Raw genomic sequence first — 16,076 nt, forward strand, 5'->3', positions numbered from 1 at the left:
AGGTGCCATAACCTCGCAGGATGACCGGGACCCTGGGACGTCTTCGTCATCGGCTCGCCATGCCGCCGCGCGACCCGGAACAGCCGTACCGCGTCGCCACACCGCTGGAACTGTTCTTCGACCTGGTGTTCGTGGTGGCCGTGGCGCAGGCCGCCCACGACCTGAGCCACGCGGTGGCCGAGGGCCATGCGGGCGAGGGCGTGCTGGGCTACGCGGCGGCGTTCTTCGCCATCTGGTGGGCGTGGGTGAACTGGACGTGGTTCGCCTCCGCGTTCGACATCGACGACACCGCGTACCGCATCGCCACGTTCGTGCAGATGTTCGGGGCGCTGGTGCTCGCCGCCGGGATCGGCCAGGTGTCCGAGGGGCACTCCGCCATCGCCGTCATCGGCTACGTGATCATGCGGATGGCGCTGGTGAGCCAGTGGCTGCGGGTCGCGCTGGCCAATCCGTACATGCGGCCCGCGGCGCTGCGCTTCGCCGCCGGGGTCACCGGGGTGCAGGTGCTGTGGATCGCCCGGCTGGCGGTGCCCGGGGTGTGGGGCGGGGTGGCGTTCGTGGTGCTGGCGCTGGTGGAGATGGCCGTCCCGTGGTGGGCCGAGCGGCACCGGAACACCCCCTGGCACGCGCACCACATCGCCGAGCGCTACATCCTCTTCACGATGATCGTGCTGGGCGAGGTGGTGCTGGCCTCGACCGCGGCGGTGCGGACCGCCATGGCGGGCCATGCGCCGGCGGGCCTGCTGATCCTGGTCTCGGCCGGCGGCTTCGTCATCGTCTGCGCCATGTGGTGGATCTACACCTCCTGGCCCGCCCACCGGCTGCTGCGCGAGCGCGGCCACGCGTTCCGCTGGAGCTACACGCACTACGCGATCTTCGCGGCCGCGGCGGCGGTCGGCGCCGGGATCTCGGTGATGGTCGCCTACAAGACCGAGACCGGCCACGGCGCCCTCGGCGGCGCCGCGGCCGGCGCCGCGCTGGCGATCCCGGTGGCGGTCTTCCTGCTCGGCACCTGGTTCGCGCACGTCAGGCCGCACCGGCCCGGCCCCGCCGTCACCGCCGCCCACCTGCTGGGCGCGGCGCTGGTGCGGCGCTGGTGCTGCCGGCGGCGTTCACCCCGATCGCCATCGAGCTCATCGCGGTGATCCTGGTCGCGGTCGCCGCCGCCGGCCGGGCGCCCGCCCGCTGAGGGGCGTCAGCCGGTCAGGGCCATCGCGGCTTCGGCCAGGGCGGGGGCCTTGCCGATCGAGCCGGCGTCGAACGGGGGCGCGGGGTCGTACTCGATCGCCAGCTGGACGGTCTGGGCGGTCGTGTCGTCGGTGGCCGCCGCCAGCAGGGCGAGGGCCATGTCGATGCCGGCCGAGACCCCGGCGGCGGTGATGATGCGGCCGTCGGTCACGATGCGTTCGCCCACCGGCTCGGCGCCCACCCCGCGCAGCCCGTCGAGCCAGCCCCAGTGGGTGGTGGCGCGCCTACCCTCGAGCAGGCCCGCCGCCCCCAGGATGTACGAGCCGCTGCACACCGAGGTCGTCCAGCGGGTGTGCTCGTGGGCCCGGGCGATCCAGTCCAGGAGGGCCCGGTCCTGCATGGCCTCCAGTGTCCCGGGGCCGCCGGGGACCACGATCACGTCCGGGCGCGGCAGGTCGGCGAGGCCGGCGGTCGCGGTGAGGGTCAGGGAGCGGCGGCAGTCCGTGAACGGGCCGGGCTCGGGGGCGACGAACGTGACGGTGAAGCCCGGGGCGAAGGCCAGCACCGTGTACGGCCCCACCGCGTCCAGCGCGGTGAACCCGGGGTAGAGGGGGATGGCGACGAGCATGTCAGCTCTCCTTGGTGTGGAATCGGCGACGGTAGTCGCCGGGTGAGATCCGCCAGTACCGGCGGAAGATCCGGTAGAGGGTGTCGGGCGAGCCCAGCCCGCACTCCCTGGCCACCCGGTCGATCGGGTGGTCGGTGGTCTCCAGCAGCCGCCGCGCGGCGTCGGCGCGGCTGCGCTCCACGTACCGGCCGGGGGGTATGCCGGTCTGCCGGGCGAAGACGCGGGAGAAGTGCCGTTCGCTCATCCCGGCGCGCCGGGCCAGCGCCGGGACGCTGAGGTCGGCGGCGGGATTGCCGTCGATGAACGCCTGCAGTTCCCGGAACGGCTCGGCGCGCGGGGCCGCCGCCCGCATCGCGGTGCTGAACTGGCTCTGCCCGCCGGGCCGGTGCAGGTAGACCACCAGGCCGCAGGCGACGTCCCGGGCCAGTGCGGGGCCGTGGTCGGCGGCCACCAGCGCCAGCGCCAGATCCACCCCGGCCGTCACCCCGGCCGAGGTCCACACCCCGCGTTCCTCGATGTAGATCGGGTCGGCGTCGACCCGCACCGCCGGATACCGGGCGGCCAGCGCGCGGGCCGCGACCCAGTGGGTGGTGGCGCGCCGTCCGTCCAGCAGCCCGGCCTCGGCGAGCAGGAACGCCCCGGTGCAGACCGAGGCGACCCGCCGGGCCCGTCCGGCCAGCCGCCGGATCCCGTCCACCAGGTCCCGGTCGGCGGGCCGGGCGGACGCCGCGAGCCCGCCGACGACCAGCAGCGTGTCGACCGGCCCGGCGACCTCGTCCAGGGCGGTGGCGGCCACGACCGGGACGCCGCCGTGCGCGGTGATCGTTCCGGGGCGTACGGCGGCCACGTCCACCCGGTAGCCGCCGCCGCGCAGCAGCAGGTCGGCGGTGGCGAACACGTCCGCCGGACCCGACAGGTCCAGCAGCTGGAAGCCCTCGAAGACGGTGACCACGACCCGGCGCTGCATGCCGTCGATGCTGGTCGCCGCGCCCGGGACGGCGCAATGACACGGATCTCGCAGATTCGGCCACCCCGGCGGGGGCGGCGGTCACAGCAGGCGGGTGGTGGTGTGGCCGCCGGCGGTGACCTGGACCTCGTCGAAGACGCCGCCGCATTCGGCCAGCCAGACGCGGTCGCCGAGGATGAGCGGCCGGGTCTGCTGGCGGCCGGCGGGACGCCAGGAGCGGTAACGGACGAACGTGACGGTCAGCGGGGCCTTCGGCGCGACCCCGTAGGCCAGCGTGACCATCCCGGAGGCGGGCCCGGACCTGGGCCTGGTGAGGTGGGCGCCGAGCACGAGCTGGCCCGAGGCGGTCTGCGGCAGCAGGCTGTAGGTGATGGGGGAGCCGCCGCCGGGATCCAGCACCAGCCGGGCCGGATGCCCGTTGTCGCCGTGCAGCCGGGCCGTCCAGCCGGTCATCGGCAGCGTCGCGGCGTCGAGCGTCATCGGCGACCTCCCTCCGGGTCGTGGCGGTGGTCGTAACCATCCCCGCCCCACGCCCACCGGAATCGGCCACCCCGTACGCGCGTGCGTTCCGCCGAACGGGCCGTGCGCCGGTGCCGGCGGTCAGCGGCGGGGCGGGAGAGTGACCATATCGGCGCCGTGGTGCCGGGCATAGGGGTCCGCGGCGGCCAGTTCGCCGAGTTGCAGGGCGCGGCTGATGTCGCTGGGGGTGACCAGCCCGACGACCCGGTCCTCGGCGTCCACCACCACGGCCCGCCCGTCGGTGCAGCCCGCCAGGCGGGGCATCAGGTCGGTGAGCGGCTGGTCGGGGCGCGCCCGGGGGATCTCGTCCGGATCACAGGCGATCCGGCCGAGGGTGGTGGCGGGCCGTTCCGCGGGCGGCACCGCGCGGATCCGGTTGAGCGTGACCAGCCCGGTGAGCCTTCCCAGCTCGTCCAGCAGCGGGTACGTGGAGAACCGGTGGGTGAGGACCACCCGGTGCACGAAGTCGGCGACGCTCTCGGACGGGTGCGCGGTCATCGGGTCGGGCGACATCACGTCGCGGACCCGGACGCCGCCCAGCCACGCCTGCGTCTGCGCCTGCTGCTCCTCGGCGGCGGCCGCGTTCACCAGGAACAGCCCGACCAGCGCCAGCCACAGCCCGTTCAGCCCCCGGCCGGTGACGAACCACATCACGCCCAGCGCGATCAGCAGGAAGCCGAAGATCCGCCCGGCCCGGGCCGCCCGGACCGCCGCCCAGGTCCGGTCGCCGCGCCACCGCCACAGCGCCGCGCGCAGCACCCGGCCCCCGTCCAGCGGCGCCGCCGGGACCAGGTTGAACACCGCCAGCAGCACGTTCAGCCCGGCCAGGTACGACAGCACGCCCACGGTCAGGCCGGTCCCGCCGACCCAGAACAGCACCTGGGCGAGCACCCCGAACACCGCCCCCAGCGCCAGGCTGGTCAGCGGCCCGACGACCGCGATCCAGAAGTCGGCCTTGGGGCCGCGGGGGTCGCCGTGCAGCCGCGCGACCCCGCCCAGCAGCCACAACGTGATGCCCTCGACCCCGATCCCGTGCCGGCGGGCCGCGATCGCGTGCGCCAGCTCGTGCGCCAGCAGAGAGGCCAGGAACGCCACCGCCGCGACCAGCGCCGCCACCGCGTACGCCAGCGGGGCGCGGTCCGGGAACACGGCCGGAAGCTGCCCGAACGCCAGCCCCACCACGATGATCGCCACGATCGCCAGCACGCTGACGTTGATCCCGACGCGGATGCCGGCGACGGTGCCGAGCCGGAACGACTCATCCATGCTCCGCCCTTACCCGGGCAGTGCCGACTTATGGCCTCACCTGGGGGTTATCGCCTCCCGGCCGGGTAGGCCACCCTGCCCAGGACGCGGTGGAGGAGACCATGAGCGCGCAATCCCAGCCGTCCCGGCCGGATCGGCCGGAACGCGGTGCGAGCGAAGAGGCGGCCGGCGCCCCGCTGACCGAGACCGAGCGGGAGACCTCCCGTCGCCCGGCGGGGCAGACCCCGGAGCAGCCGAAGCAGACGCAGGACAGCGGCATGACGGGCGGCACCGCGCACCGGCCGGAGGAGTTCAACCCGGACGACTTCGAGTGAGGGGGCGGACGGTACGGTGCGCGTTCGGGGGCGCGCACCGTACCGCGTGCTCGGCCGGAGCCTGGCGGCGCGTCCGAAGGGCCGCCGCGGTGCGCGGGGGGTACACGCACCGTGCCGCGGTCTACTCCCAGGACGAGCCGAAGTCGTAGCAGTAGAGGAAGTTCGTCTCGGGAGGCTCCGCGGCGGGGAAGGGCAGGATCGCCGTGTAGCAGAAGCGGTCCGGCGCGAAGTCCTTCTCCGACGCGGCCGACGCGGTCGCCGCGGATGCGGTGAGAGCCGAGGTGAGGGCGAGCGGGCCGGCGAGCAGGACGATGGCACGCTGGAACGTTGTCATGGCATGACCTCCGATTGTCACTCAACGTAGTTGATATGTGACGACAAGTTATCATCGGGGGTCGAGGTGCCCGTCAGGGGCCCCCGGGGGCCGGTCGTGGAAGTGCAGCCAGGCGTGCAGCAGCAGGGCGATCTCGGTGCGGCGGTCGGCGTCGGCGAGGGCGTCGCCCAGCAACTGGGCGAGCTGGCGGACCCGATAGCGGATGGTCTGCTCGTGCACCTGCAGGCGTTCGGCCGTCGCCACCGCGTTGTCGCCGTTCTGGATGTAGGCCAGCAGGGTCTCGATCAGCGGGCGGCGGCGCTGCTCCGGAAGCCGGGTCAGCGGCTCCAGCCGGGTGCCGAACGCCGCCTCCAGCAGGTCCGCGCACAACGCGGTGGCCAGCGTCGGCAGGTGGTCCAGGCAGCGGACCGGGCGGCGCGCCCGGATCACCCCGCGGTCCATCAGCGTCAGCGCCTGCGCCGCCCAGCGCAGCGACAGCGCCCCGCGGGCCGGCGGCACGGTCGGGCCGATCGCCACCCGGCAGCGGCGCAGCGCGGCGGCCACCTCCGGATCCGGGTCGCCGTCCCCGGGCAGCACGACGTACGGGATCGGGCGGGTCCAGTCGGCCAGCACGTCCGGCGGCAGGCTCGGGGTGCGCGCGGCGGGCGGCCGCACCGCCGCCACCGTGATCGTCTCCGGTACCTCCCAGCCGGCCTCGGCGGCCAGCCCCGCGATCGCCTCCCGGCTGCCGGGCGGATCGGCGACCAGCAGGTCCCGCAGCCGCCGCCGGGCCAGCTCGCGTTCCCGCAGCACCCCGTCCTGCGCGGCGGCGTACCCCTGCGCGGTGGCGCTGGTGATCTTCTCCAGGTAGCGGAACAGCGCCTCGGTGACCTGCTCCAGCGTGTCCAGCGACCAGCCCGCGCCCGGCGCGTGCCGGATGAGGCGGCGGCCGACCACCTGCCCGGCGACCCACACCGCGGTCTGCAGCCCGTGCAGGCCGCGGTCGTTGCGGGCCTCGAACCCGCCGACGGCCGCGTACACCTCGGCCAGGCCGTCCCAGGCGGGGTCCGCCCGGCCGGCGGTGTCGGCGAAGTGCCGCAGGGTCTGCCGGATCATCCAGCGCATGGTGCGGTCGTGCAGGCTGTCGACCGAACGGGCGTACTCGGGAACGGCCCGGTGCACCTCCTGCACGATCTCGTCGGTCGCCTCCTCCAGACAGGACCGCAGCGACCGGGCGACGCGGGGCGGGAGCGGCGTGTCGTCGCCGGTGAGCGGAGGGGCCGAGGTGTCCAAGGGCGCTCCCCGATGCGGCACGGCGGGCGGATGACCCCGCGGCGCCCGGGAATCGGCGACGGCCGCCAGGCGGTCGTGCAACGGTGGGGGCAGAACGGCGGCCCGGGCGGCGGGACGGCGGGGGGTCCGGCGCATGGAGCCTCCAACGCTCGCAGGCGGAAGGAACCCTTGGAGCGTCGTTCGGGACCCCTACCGGCGCATCGGCGAAATCACCAGTCGGGTGATTATTTCGTTCCAGGTGATAAGGAAAACCGTCCTCCGGGACACCTCTCCGGAGGATGCGCCGCCGGTTCGGCCTCGGCGACGAGGCGCTGAACTCCTCAGTGCGCGGCGGCGTACCCGGGCTCGCTCGCCCGCTCCTGCAGCATCTGGCGCAACCGCCGCCGTCCGCGGTGCAGCCGGGACATCACCGTGCCGATCGGGGTGCCCATGATCTCGGCGATCTCCTTGTAGGAGAACCCCTCGACGTCGTTGAGATAGACCGCCATCCGGAACTCCTCCGGAAGCGACCGCAGCGCCGAGATCACCGCCGAGTCCGGCAGCCGTTCCAGCGCCTCGACCTCGGCCGACTTCAGCCCCCCGGAGGTGTGCGCCGCGGCCCGCGCCAGCTGCCAGTCCTCGACCTCCTCGGTCCTGGCGAACTGCGGCCGGCGCCTGCCCCTGCGATAGGAGCTGATGAACGTGTTGGTCAGGATCCGGTACAGCCAGGCCTTCAGATTGGTCCCTTCGCGGAACCGGTGGAAACCCACGAAGGCCCGCATGAACGTCTCCTGGATCAGATCCTCCGCGTCCGCCCTGTTGCGCGTCATCTGCAGGGCCGTGGGATACAGCGCGTCGAGATAGGGCACCGCTTCCCGGACGAAACGGTCGCGCAGTTCCTCGGCGTCCGTCACGGTCTGGGTCCCTTTCGTCATCACCACTCCGGCAGTTCTCGACGTCGGACAGCGGACCTTTCCGCGCCGTTCCGGCGGCGTCGGTCAACGGTCCAATGCGCCCCCACGTACCCCGCACGCCCGCCCTTACCCCTGCCGCACCGCGTGCGCCGATCCACGCGCGCGGCCCGGTGTGCGACGCGGCAGCGGGGGAATCAGCACTGACCGGCCAACAGGTGACGCAACGACCAAGGAGGGACCATGGCGCACGAGCAGCGCGGACCCGACCGCGCCGACCTGCCCCTGCCCGACTACGACCACCTGCCGGTCTCGTCGCTCCAGCACCGCATCAGGTCCCTGGACCGCGCGGACCTGGAACGGCTGATGGCGTACGAGAACGAGCACGCCCACCGCACCCCCGTCCTGGAGGTGATGCGGGCCCGCCTGGACCAGCTCGACGCCGGCGCCACCCCGTCGGGCGGCTCCCCGGACGCCCCCGCCCCCGAACGCGCCCCCGCCGCCGAGGGCGGCTCCCGGGTGACCCCCGCGACCAGCGGCCCCCCGATGAACCCGCCGTCCCAGGGCGACCCCACCAACCCCGCCCAGCCCCGCTGACACCGCGAGCGCGGCCGGTCGCCGACCGACCGGCCGCCCCCGCCCTCCGTGACCACCCCGGGCGGCCCCGGCACCAGTCCGCTGGGCCGTTCGTCGGGGCGTTACGGCTCGTGTCGTGTGGTGGTCAGGGGGCGGACGTGGGGTTCCAGGGCGGTGATGTACTCGGCCAGGCGGACGCCGATCTCGAACGGGACGTCGGGGCCGGTCAGGTCGGGGTCCAGCCAGGTCTCCGAGATGCGGCGCCAGGTGGTGCGGCCCAGGAACGGGCCCGCCACCGGCTCGTCGCCCAGACCGGGGCGCCACCGGTTCTCGTGCGCGAGCAGGGCTGCGAGGACGGCCTCGTTGGCGGCCTCCTTGGAGTGCTCGGTGTGGAAGCCGATCTCCAGGGCGTGCTCGCGGGCCTCGTGGAGGATGTCGGCGCTGATCAGCTGTGCCTCGTAGTGCTCGCGTCGGGACGGCCGCTCCGCGCCGAACCACACCTTGACGCCGACCCGGTGCGCGTAGATGCGGACCCGGCCCAGCTCCCGGGGCACCGACCCGCGGACGACCTCGGCGACCTGCTCGAAAAGCCCCTCATCGGCCATGTCCCGATCATCTCAGGAGACACCGACAACACGGCGGCGGAAAGCCCGTACCTACGGGGGAGCCGCACCGCCCTCGCGGGGGAGGAACGGAGGGGCGCGCCGGCCGGAGCATCGGAGGTGTCCGGGCCGCAGGGGCCTGGAGACGCCTACAGGGAGCATGCCGATGGCCGGTCTCAAGAAGAACCTCCTCGTCCTCACCCTCGTGGCCGCCGTGGCGGCGTCCCCCGTGGCGGTGTCCCCCGCGATGGCGGCGCCCGAAGCGCCCGAGGCTCCGCAGGGGAAGGCGAGAGCGGCGAGCGTGACGGGGTCGGGGGAGTTCCGGCTGACGTTCTGGTCGGACGAGGACGTCCGCAGCTTCACGTTCGACGCTCGGGCGACCCCGTACACGCGGCCGGTGCCGGGGGCGCCGCAGGGGCTGCCGACCGACGCGGTGGGGACGGTGAAGGTGTCGCACTACGTCGCCGCCCAGGGCATCACCGTCCGGTTCGAGGCGGAGGTGGACTGCCTGACCACCAGCCCCGGGTACGCCGCGCTGACCGCGAAGGTGGTGCGGGCCGACGACCTCGTCAAGGGCTGGATGGGCAAGCGGCTCGGGTTCAGCGTCCAGGACGCCGCCGGGCACCGGGACCGGGTCGGGCTGTCATGGGTCGTGAGCAACCTGACCCAGAACGCCGACGGCCAGTGGGCGGAGGCGACGGTCGGGACCTGCATGGCCCCGGCGCCGTTCGCGCCGGTCACCAAGGGCGGCTACACGGTCAGGCACGTGGACCTGCCGCCCGCTCCGCAGAGCTGACCCGTCCGGGACGCCCGAAAGGGGCAGTGGCGGGGAGGCCGCGCTCATCCTCGATGACGGATTCGTGGAGCTGACCCGTGCGGGCCGCCCAGAAGGCGTGGTGGCGGTGGGCGGCGGGGAGCGTCAGGTAGTGCAGGCGCCGGGCCAGGTGCTCTTCGAACAGGGCGTGAACGAGCCGGGTGTAGTGCCGCGCGGGGGCTTCGTCCCCGTCGAGGAGACCGAGCACGGCATCGGCGGCGGGAACGGCCAGCCGCAGGGCGTTCAGCAGGCCCGACGAGGACAGCGGATCGACGGAGACGGCGGCGTCCCCGACCGCGACCAGGCCCGGCGCCCAGGGGCGTTCGGCCACGCCGATGACGGCGACCCGGTAGGCGTCCGGTGCGGAAGGCAGGGGCGCGGTCAGGCGTCGGCGGGTTTGCGGCGGAGGGGGCGGCGTCTCTCCCGGAACGCCCGGGGTCCGGGCAGGTAGGTCGCCGACCCGCATGACGGTCAGGTGGGTGCGTCCGGGCAGTGGCGCGGTGTACCACCAACCCTCCGGCGCGGCCTCCACCAGGGAGAACGGCTGCGCCCGCGCCGGAACGCGCCACAGGGCGCAGCACAGCCGGTCGACCGTCGTCCAGGGAAGCCGGCGGGCGCCGACGGCACGAGCGGCACCGGTGGCGTCGACGACCATCGGCCCCGCCGAGGTCCGCAGCGCCTCGGAGGCGGGGAGCCGGGCGTGGGCGCGGACTGACCTGACGCCGGCGCGCCGGGCCGCGTGCCGCAGCAGGGCGTCGAGGACGCCGCGGTCCAGGGACCGGGGCGGACCGTACGGGTTGAAGATCGCGGAGCGGTGGTCGACGCCGGGGCCGGACCACGCGCTGCGCGCCTCGTGCACCGGCAGCGCCGACGCGGTCACCTCGTCGGCGACACCGAGTTCCCGCAGCAGGGGCAGTGCCGCGCCCGACAGTTCCTGGCCGCCGGGGCGCCAGCGTTCGCGGCCGTCGTGCACCAGGGTGACGGTCGCGCCCGCACCGGCCAGGCGCAGGGCCGTCGCGGCGCCCGCCGGGCCGCCGCCGACCACGACCACGTCGCTCCCGGCGGTGCTCATCGCAGCTCGCTGACCTGGACCAGCCGTTCCCGGGTGAACGGGTGGCCCAGCGGCGAGGTCCCGGTCACCTGGAACCGCAGGTACTGCGTCTGCTTGGCCACCGTCGTCCGCCCGGCCAGGTGCGTCACCGCCACCGCGCGTTCCGGGGTGAGCGCCAGCTCGTCCTGCTGCTCGGTCTCGGTCATCGGCAGCAGGCCCGCCTCCGCGTTCCCGATGGGGCTGCCGGTGAAGTCGACGGTGGCGGTGACCTCGCCGTCGTGCGGCGCCATCGCCAGCGCGGGGAACACGATCAGCGACTCCACCGTGGCCGCCATCTGGTACGTCACCGGCAGCCGCCCCTCGACGCCCCGCACGTGCAGCCGCCACAGCCCGGCCTGGGCGTACCGGCCCTCGCGCACGTCGATGGGCAGGCCGATCCGGGCCACCAGGCGCTGCCCGTCCCGGGTGGTGATCACCCCGATCTGGTCGGGGCGCAGGCGGGGGCCGAGCGGGGTCTCCAGGCTGACGTCCAGCCCGTCCGGATCGACGCAGCGGATCTCGACGCGCAGGGCGTTGTCGGCCTCGGTCAGCCACAGCGGCCAGGACTGCACCTCGCCGGCGGCGCCCAGGGTCGCCTGCCCGTACGACACCAGGTTGGCGTCGGCCACGTCGGCGGCCAGCTCGCCCGGGTTCGACCACAGCGTCCCGGGCCCGGACACCGCCTCGGTGACGGCGAACGCGTGATGGACCAGCTCCTGCTTGGCCGGTAGGGACAGGCTCCGCGCCACCTCCACATGGCGGCCGTCGGCGTCGCGGACCACGAAGCCGAGCATGTGCCAGCGTTCGATCATGCCCTGGACGCCGCCCAGGGCCCTGTCCCATTCCAGGTGATGGGCCTGGCCCCGGGGAACGACCTGGTTGGGACGCGGCACGGGCCACCAGCTCCCGGCGCATGCGGTGAAGTCGGCATGCCAGGGGATCGCCATCCGGGCGGTGACGTCCCCGGCGGCGACCGTGTCGGCGAGCCGGAGCCGGTCCAGGGGCTGCTTCCAGTGCTTCGGCGTTCCCCGGTCGTCCTTCTCCAGGAGGAACCGGCCCGCCTCGATGCCGGGGAACAGCGCCGCGCCCACGCACGCCTCCAGCGCCGCCCGGTCCAGCCCGTCCGGGGTGATCGCCGAGCCCGGATCGGGCGGGCCCTGCCAGTCCCGCTCGTAGTCGCCGTCGCGCCAGCGCCTCATGATCGCGTACTGCACGGGGGTGAGGCTGGGATGGGACGCGGTCAGCCCCCGCAGCCTCGGCATCTGCGCGCCGCCGCCCCCGCCGCCGGTCACCTCCGGGTCGCCGAGCTTGGCGAAGATGTTCTGCCGCGCCACCGGGTCGTCGATCGGGTCGGCCCATTCGTGGGCGTCCGAGGCCCGCCGGTGCACCGCGCCGACCGTCCGGGCGCGCTGCAGGATCGGCCGGATGTCGTGGGTGTACGACGGCCGGTCCGGGACCTGTGCCAGGCCGAGGGCGTACCGGAGCTGATCCCACAGGGTCGTCGGGCTGTCGAGCTCGGGGGCGAACTTGGGCGGCGCGACGATCACCCAGGCGCGTTCGGCCCGCAGCGTGCGGGGCTCGGACCCGGGCAGGGTGATGGTCACCGTCGCCTCGACCGGCCCGTCGGAGACGTCGTCGTACCAGTGATCGTTGTTGAACGCGTCCATCGGGTCGTTCACCGCGGCCGGATGGCAGCCGGCGACGCCGCGCCCGCCGAGCACCAGCAGCCGCCCCGCCTCGTCGGTGCGGATCTCGCCCAGGTGGACGCCGGTGAACTCGTGACGCCGGCCGTCCTTGACGAACGCGATCCGCCCGTCGTCGAACGCCGCGCTCTTCCCGGGCCCCGACACCCGCCGGGGACCCGGCGCGATGGTCAGATCGCCGGCGTCCTGGCCCTCGTTGCGGCGCCCCTCTCCGGCGAACCTGGGGGCGGCGGCCTTCTTGTTGGCCAGCGTGACCGTCCACTCGACGGACACCTCGGGCCGCCCGGTCAGCTCGATCCACCGGCCCCGGTCGTCGAACCCGAAACAGCGGAACCGCGCGGCCTGCCGCTTGACCCGCCCTTCGGCGTCCTTGAACTTCTCCTCCAGGCTCGCCCCCGGCGGCTCCGGCGGTCTGCCCGGGATCTCCGGCCCGACGAAGTGCTCGCCGGAGTTGCCGACCCGGGCCACGCCGATCGCCGGGTGGACCCGTACCGATGTGACGTCCCCGACGCCGATGTCCGCCATGCGCGTCCCCCCATGGTCGAACCCGCCGCAACAACGACCTAACCGCCACCATCCATGGAGACACCCCCGAGAACGGCATCCATCCCCCAAAAAGCGGATCAGTCCCGACGGGCTCGGCGAGCCCGGCCGGACCGTCCGGGTGGTCGCGGTCAGTGGGGCTGGCGGTCGTGGAGGCGGGCGGACAGTTCGGCGGCGAACTGCTCGGCGTCGGCCAGCAGGTCGCGGAGTTCGGCGCAGCGCCGGTCGACCCGCGTCCGGTACTCGGCGAGCCTGCGGTCGAGTTCGGCGCGGCGGTCGGCGGGCGGATGGGGGGAGTCCAGCGCGTCCAGGACGGAGAGCAGGTCGCGCATCTCCTCCAGGGAGAACCCGAGCGGCTTCATCCGCCTGATCATCAGCAGCCGGGCCACGTCGTCCTCGGTGTAGAGCCGGAACCCGCCCTGCGAGCGGGCGGTCGGCGGGGCCAGGCCCACCTCCTCGTAGTGCCGGATGGTGCGCAGGCTGAGACCGGTCCGTTCGGCGACCTCCCCGATCTGCATGTGCTTACGGCCCATCCGTCTCCTCCTGCGTCGCCCGCCGGGGGAACCGCTCGACCCCACGTTATGGCCTGGCGCAGGTGGGGACCCCTGAGGCGCCGGTTTTCGGTCGGTCCCTCAGGGGTGAACGATCCGGAGATGGAACGCCTTGCTCCCGCCGGGCTACCCCAGCCCGAGCAGGATGGCCTCCTCCACCGGCGAGGCGGCCGGCCGTTCCAGCGTGAACGGCTCCCGGGGATGCAGCGGCGGCTGGGCCATGAACCGCGGCTCGGTCCCGTGGTGCGGCTGGGCGGCGTGCACCAGGAACGGATGGCACAGGTACACGTCACCGGCCCGGCCCGTCGCGTACGTCACCGGCCTGTGCCCGGAGGCCGCGACGGCGAGCCCGGAGATCTGCGGGAAGGTCATGCCGTCCTCGCCGGCCGGTGCCAGCAGCGGCGGAACGTCCAGATGGGAGCCGACCCGGATGCGGGTGGGCGCGTCGTCCTCCCCCACGTCGGAGAACAGGAACAGCATCAGCAGCGCCCGCCCCTTCGACGCCACGTTCACCCGCCACGTCATGTAGTCGCCGGGATCGCCGGGGAAGCTCGCCTCGATGTGCCAGCCGTCGTCGCCCGGCTCCTGCGGGCTGGGGAAGCGCACCGGGAACGTGCCGAGGCTCCCGCGCGGCAGCCAGCGCCCCGGCCCCACCAGCAGGTCGAACGCCTCGTGCAGCACCGGCGTGTTGGCGGCCCCGCGGAACGGCTCCTGCGCGTAGTCCCCGAGCCGGACCACCGGCCGCGTCCAGGTCGCCGGGTCGCCGGGGTCGCAGCCGGTGTCCCGCCACAGGATCGCCCGGCACTCGTCGACCAGTTCCCGGGGCACCGCGCCCTCGATCTTGACGAACCCGTTCCGGATGAACTCATCGCGCACGAGGCCCAGCATCGCCGGTGCCCGCGCGGGGGCCAACCGAATATCCGGGCGGCCCCCATGTGCCGGTCAGTCCGCGTCGTGCTCGATGGGCGGCAGTTCGAAGGGCGGGATCCGGTCCACGACGTCCACGTAGTGCGGGTTGTACATGACGCCGAGGACGTTGCCGAACGGGTCGACCACCGACGCGGTCACGAAACCCGAGTCGCCGCGCTCGGTGGGCGGCTCGTACTCCTTGGCCCCCTTGGACAGCAGCCTTTCGTAGGCCCCCCGGACGTCGTCCACGTGCCAGTAGACGACGGCGCCTCCGGGCTCTGACGTTCCGCCGGGCGCGTAGCGCCGGTCGACGATGCCCATCTCGTCCTGGTGGTCCCCGAGCCGGAACTCGGCGTAGGCCGCCCGTCCGTCCGGCCCCGAGCGCCGGAAGTACGGCTCGACCCCCAGGACGTCGGCGTACCACCGCATCGCCGCCTCGACGTCCTCGGCCCAGTAGCTCACGTTCGCCAGTCCGCGCAGCATGGTCGTTCTCCCTTTCCGTCGTCCGCTTCCTCCGCACGCTAGGAGCCGTTCCGGAATGTCCGGTTCCTCAACGAGTGGGAAGCTGGGCAAATGTCGGAGACCTCGGTGCGGCTGCTCCGCCTGCTCGCCCTGCTCCAGTCCCGTCCGATCTGGTCGGGCGCCGAACTGGCGGAACGGCTCGGTGTGACCACGCGAACCGTTCGCAACGACATCGAACGCCTGCGGATCATCGGCTATCGGATCGACTCGACCACCGGAACGGCAGGCGGCTACCGGCTCGGCGCGGGCGGGGTGCTGCCGCCGCTGCTCCTCGACGACGAGGAGGCCGTCGCCGTCGCCATCGGCCTGCACGCCGCCATGGCCGGCACCGTCGGCGGCATCGAGGAGACCGCGCTGCGCGCCCTGGCGAAGCTGCAGCAGATGCTCCCCTCGCGGCTGCGGCACCGCGTCGCCTCCCTGCGGTCCGCCACCGTCGCGGTCACCGGGCGGGGCCCGACCGTGGACGCGGAGACCCTCACCCGCATCGCCGCCGCCGTCCGCGACCGCGAGCGCCTGCGCTTCGACTACCGGTCCCACGACGGAACGACCGGGCGGCGCGAGGTCGAGCCGCACCGCCTGGTCTTCACCGGCTACCGCTGGTACCTGCTGGCGTGGGACGGCGCACGCGACGACTGGCGCACGTTCCGGGCCGACCGGATCGACCTGCGCACCCCCAACGGCCCGCGCTTCACCCCGCGTCCCGTCCCCGACGACCCCGTCGCCCACGTCCTGCGCGGCACCGCGTCGACGGCCTGGCGCCATCCCGCCCGCGTCCGCCTGCACGTCCCGTACGAGGACATGGCCGCCCGCCTGCCGCCCGCCGCCGGGCTGCTGACACCGGACGGGGAGCACACCATCCTGGAGACCGGCTCCGACTCCCTGGACAACCAGGCGGCGTTCCTGGGGAGCCTGGGCGTCCCGTTCACCGTCCTGGACCCGCCGGAGCTGCGCGCCCACCTGCGCGTCCTCGCCGCCCGCTACGCCGCCGCCGCGGAGGAGACACCGGGATCATGACGTTCCCGCCCAAGGCCATAGAGGGCGTCCGCCGCGCGATGGGCCGGGCCTGACACGGACGCCGAGCCAGTGCGGCAGGGGCTCGGTCGCCTCCAGCCAGGCTCCCGGGAGGTCGTCGAGGTCCAGGCGGGCGGCGACGATGCCGCCGACGATGGCGCAGGTGGTGTCGACGTCGCCGCCGGGCCGGGCGGTGGCCCAGATGGCCTGCTCGAAGCCGGTCAGGTGGGTGGCGGCGGCTCGTGGGAGGCCAGGAGCCCTTGGTTGGCCGGGACGAAGAACTGGGAGCCGAGCGCGTCTCCGATCGCGAGTCCCTGCAGGGAGACGAGGGCGCGTTGGAGGGGCATCGGTCCGGATCCCATCGGGGTGCGGAATGC

Annotated in this window: 20 protein-coding genes; 5 read left to right on the forward strand and 15 right to left on the reverse strand. The window is 74.1% G+C overall.

The window, feature by feature from the left end; all coding sequences use genetic code 11:
* The first annotated feature begins 20 nt into the window (after positions 1-20).
* Positions 21-1,145, forward strand: coding sequence for a low temperature requirement protein A (locus HNR21_RS06075; protein ID WP_220500052.1), 1,125 nt, complete (start codon positions 21-23; stop codon positions 1,143-1,145).
* Positions 1,146-1,195: 50 nt separating this feature from the next.
* Here the strand turns inward: HNR21_RS06075 and HNR21_RS06080 are convergent, their stop codons facing one another.
* The 4 genes from HNR21_RS06080 to HNR21_RS06095 form a co-directional block, all read right to left on the reverse strand.
* Entirely contained in the window at positions 1,196-1,816 is a 621-nt protein-coding gene (locus tag HNR21_RS06080) for a DJ-1/PfpI family protein (protein ID WP_182704404.1), read from the reverse strand.
* 1 nt (position 1,817) lies between these two features.
* Complete coding sequence (locus HNR21_RS06085) at positions 1,818-2,783, reverse strand: GlxA family transcriptional regulator (RefSeq protein ID WP_119726466.1); 966 nt, start codon at positions 2,781-2,783, stop codon at positions 1,818-1,820.
* Positions 2,784-2,864: 81 nt separating this feature from the next.
* Positions 2,865-3,263: a hypothetical protein gene (locus tag HNR21_RS06090; protein ID WP_182704405.1), complete on the reverse strand. Its 399-nt coding sequence runs from the start codon at positions 3,261-3,263 to the stop codon at positions 2,865-2,867.
* Positions 3,264-3,383: 120 nt separating this feature from the next.
* On the reverse strand, positions 3,384-4,568 hold the full coding sequence (locus HNR21_RS06095) for a site-2 protease family protein (RefSeq protein WP_182704406.1): 1,185 nt from the start codon (positions 4,566-4,568) through the stop codon (positions 3,384-3,386).
* A gap of 101 nt (positions 4,569-4,669) precedes the next feature.
* On the opposite strand from HNR21_RS06095, the gene HNR21_RS06100 reads away from it, so the two are divergent.
* Positions 4,670-4,882, forward strand: a complete 213-nt coding sequence (locus HNR21_RS06100) for a hypothetical protein (protein ID WP_157995666.1) — start codon at positions 4,670-4,672, stop codon at positions 4,880-4,882.
* Positions 4,883-5,003: 121 nt separating this feature from the next.
* Here the strand turns inward: HNR21_RS06100 and HNR21_RS06105 are convergent, their stop codons facing one another.
* The 3 genes from HNR21_RS06105 to HNR21_RS06115 all read right to left on the reverse strand — a co-directional run bounded on the left by HNR21_RS06105 (position 5,004) and on the right by HNR21_RS06115 (position 7,402).
* A complete protein-coding gene (locus HNR21_RS06105; protein ID WP_182704407.1) occupies positions 5,004-5,216 on the reverse strand; it encodes a hypothetical protein in 213 nt (70 codons plus the stop codon).
* A gap of 51 nt (positions 5,217-5,267) precedes the next feature.
* Entirely contained in the window at positions 5,268-6,488 is a 1,221-nt protein-coding gene (locus HNR21_RS06110; RefSeq protein ID WP_182704408.1) for a PucR family transcriptional regulator, read from the reverse strand.
* A gap of 320 nt (positions 6,489-6,808) precedes the next feature.
* Positions 6,809-7,402: a sigma-70 family RNA polymerase sigma factor gene (locus HNR21_RS06115; protein ID WP_119731530.1), complete on the reverse strand. Its 594-nt coding sequence runs from the start codon at positions 7,400-7,402 to the stop codon at positions 6,809-6,811.
* 219 nt (positions 7,403-7,621) lie between these two features.
* Between HNR21_RS06115 and HNR21_RS06120 the strand changes: the two genes are divergently transcribed.
* Positions 7,622-7,975 (forward strand): DUF8129 domain-containing protein, encoded by a 354-nt coding sequence (locus HNR21_RS06120; RefSeq protein ID WP_182704409.1) that lies wholly within the window; start codon positions 7,622-7,624, stop codon positions 7,973-7,975.
* A gap of 101 nt (positions 7,976-8,076) precedes the next feature.
* Here the strand turns inward: HNR21_RS06120 and HNR21_RS06125 are convergent, their stop codons facing one another.
* Complete coding sequence (locus tag HNR21_RS06125; RefSeq protein ID WP_182704410.1) at positions 8,077-8,559, reverse strand: hypothetical protein; 483 nt, start codon at positions 8,557-8,559, stop codon at positions 8,077-8,079.
* Positions 8,560-8,722: 163 nt separating this feature from the next.
* On the opposite strand from HNR21_RS06125, the gene HNR21_RS06130 reads away from it, so the two are divergent.
* Complete coding sequence (locus tag HNR21_RS06130) at positions 8,723-9,352, forward strand: hypothetical protein (protein WP_182704411.1); 630 nt, start codon at positions 8,723-8,725, stop codon at positions 9,350-9,352.
* Here the strand turns inward: HNR21_RS06130 and HNR21_RS06135 are convergent.
* From HNR21_RS06135 to HNR21_RS06155, 5 genes are all read right to left on the reverse strand, one after another.
* On the reverse strand, positions 9,315-10,442 hold the full coding sequence (locus HNR21_RS06135) for an NAD(P)/FAD-dependent oxidoreductase (protein ID WP_182704412.1): 1,128 nt from the start codon (positions 10,440-10,442) through the stop codon (positions 9,315-9,317). The genes HNR21_RS06130 and HNR21_RS06135 overlap by 38 nt on opposite strands.
* Positions 10,439-12,688, reverse strand: coding sequence for a LodA/GoxA family CTQ-dependent oxidase (locus tag HNR21_RS06140; protein ID WP_182704413.1), 2,250 nt, complete (start codon positions 12,686-12,688; stop codon positions 10,439-10,441). The genes HNR21_RS06135 and HNR21_RS06140 overlap by 4 nt, the downstream gene beginning before the upstream one ends.
* Positions 12,689-12,837: 149 nt before the next feature.
* Positions 12,838-13,239, reverse strand: coding sequence for a MerR family transcriptional regulator (locus HNR21_RS06145; protein ID WP_182704414.1), 402 nt, complete (start codon positions 13,237-13,239; stop codon positions 12,838-12,840).
* Between the two features lie 144 nt (positions 13,240-13,383).
* The gene (locus HNR21_RS06150; protein WP_312880867.1) at positions 13,384-14,133 is read right to left on the reverse strand and encodes a phytanoyl-CoA dioxygenase family protein; all 750 of its coding nucleotides are present in this window, start codon (positions 14,131-14,133) and stop codon (positions 13,384-13,386) included.
* 66 nt (positions 14,134-14,199) lie between these two features.
* A complete protein-coding gene (locus tag HNR21_RS06155) occupies positions 14,200-14,649 on the reverse strand; it encodes a VOC family protein (RefSeq protein ID WP_182704416.1) in 450 nt (149 codons plus the stop codon).
* Positions 14,650-14,739: 90 nt separating this feature from the next.
* On the opposite strand from HNR21_RS06155, the gene HNR21_RS06160 reads away from it, so the two are divergent.
* Complete coding sequence (locus HNR21_RS06160) at positions 14,740-15,702, forward strand: helix-turn-helix transcriptional regulator (protein WP_182704417.1); 963 nt, start codon at positions 14,740-14,742, stop codon at positions 15,700-15,702.
* Here the strand turns inward: HNR21_RS06160 and HNR21_RS06165 are convergent.
* Together HNR21_RS06165 and HNR21_RS35900 are read right to left on the reverse strand one after the other, a co-directional pair.
* On the reverse strand, positions 15,697-15,924 hold the full coding sequence (locus tag HNR21_RS06165; RefSeq protein WP_246443099.1) for an ADP-ribosylglycohydrolase family protein: 228 nt from the start codon (positions 15,922-15,924) through the stop codon (positions 15,697-15,699). The two genes, HNR21_RS06160 and HNR21_RS06165, sit on opposite strands and share 6 nt — an antisense overlap.
* Positions 15,921-16,046 (reverse strand): hypothetical protein, encoded by a 126-nt coding sequence (locus HNR21_RS35900; RefSeq protein WP_281402027.1) that lies wholly within the window; start codon positions 16,044-16,046, stop codon positions 15,921-15,923. The genes HNR21_RS06165 and HNR21_RS35900 overlap by 4 nt, the downstream gene beginning before the upstream one ends.
* Between the last annotated feature and the right edge of the window lie 30 nt (positions 16,047-16,076).

It is taken from the genome of Thermomonospora cellulosilytica, assembly GCF_014138835.1.
GTDB classification, from domain to species: domain Bacteria; phylum Actinomycetota; class Actinomycetes; order Streptosporangiales; family Streptosporangiaceae; genus Thermomonospora; species Thermomonospora amylolytica.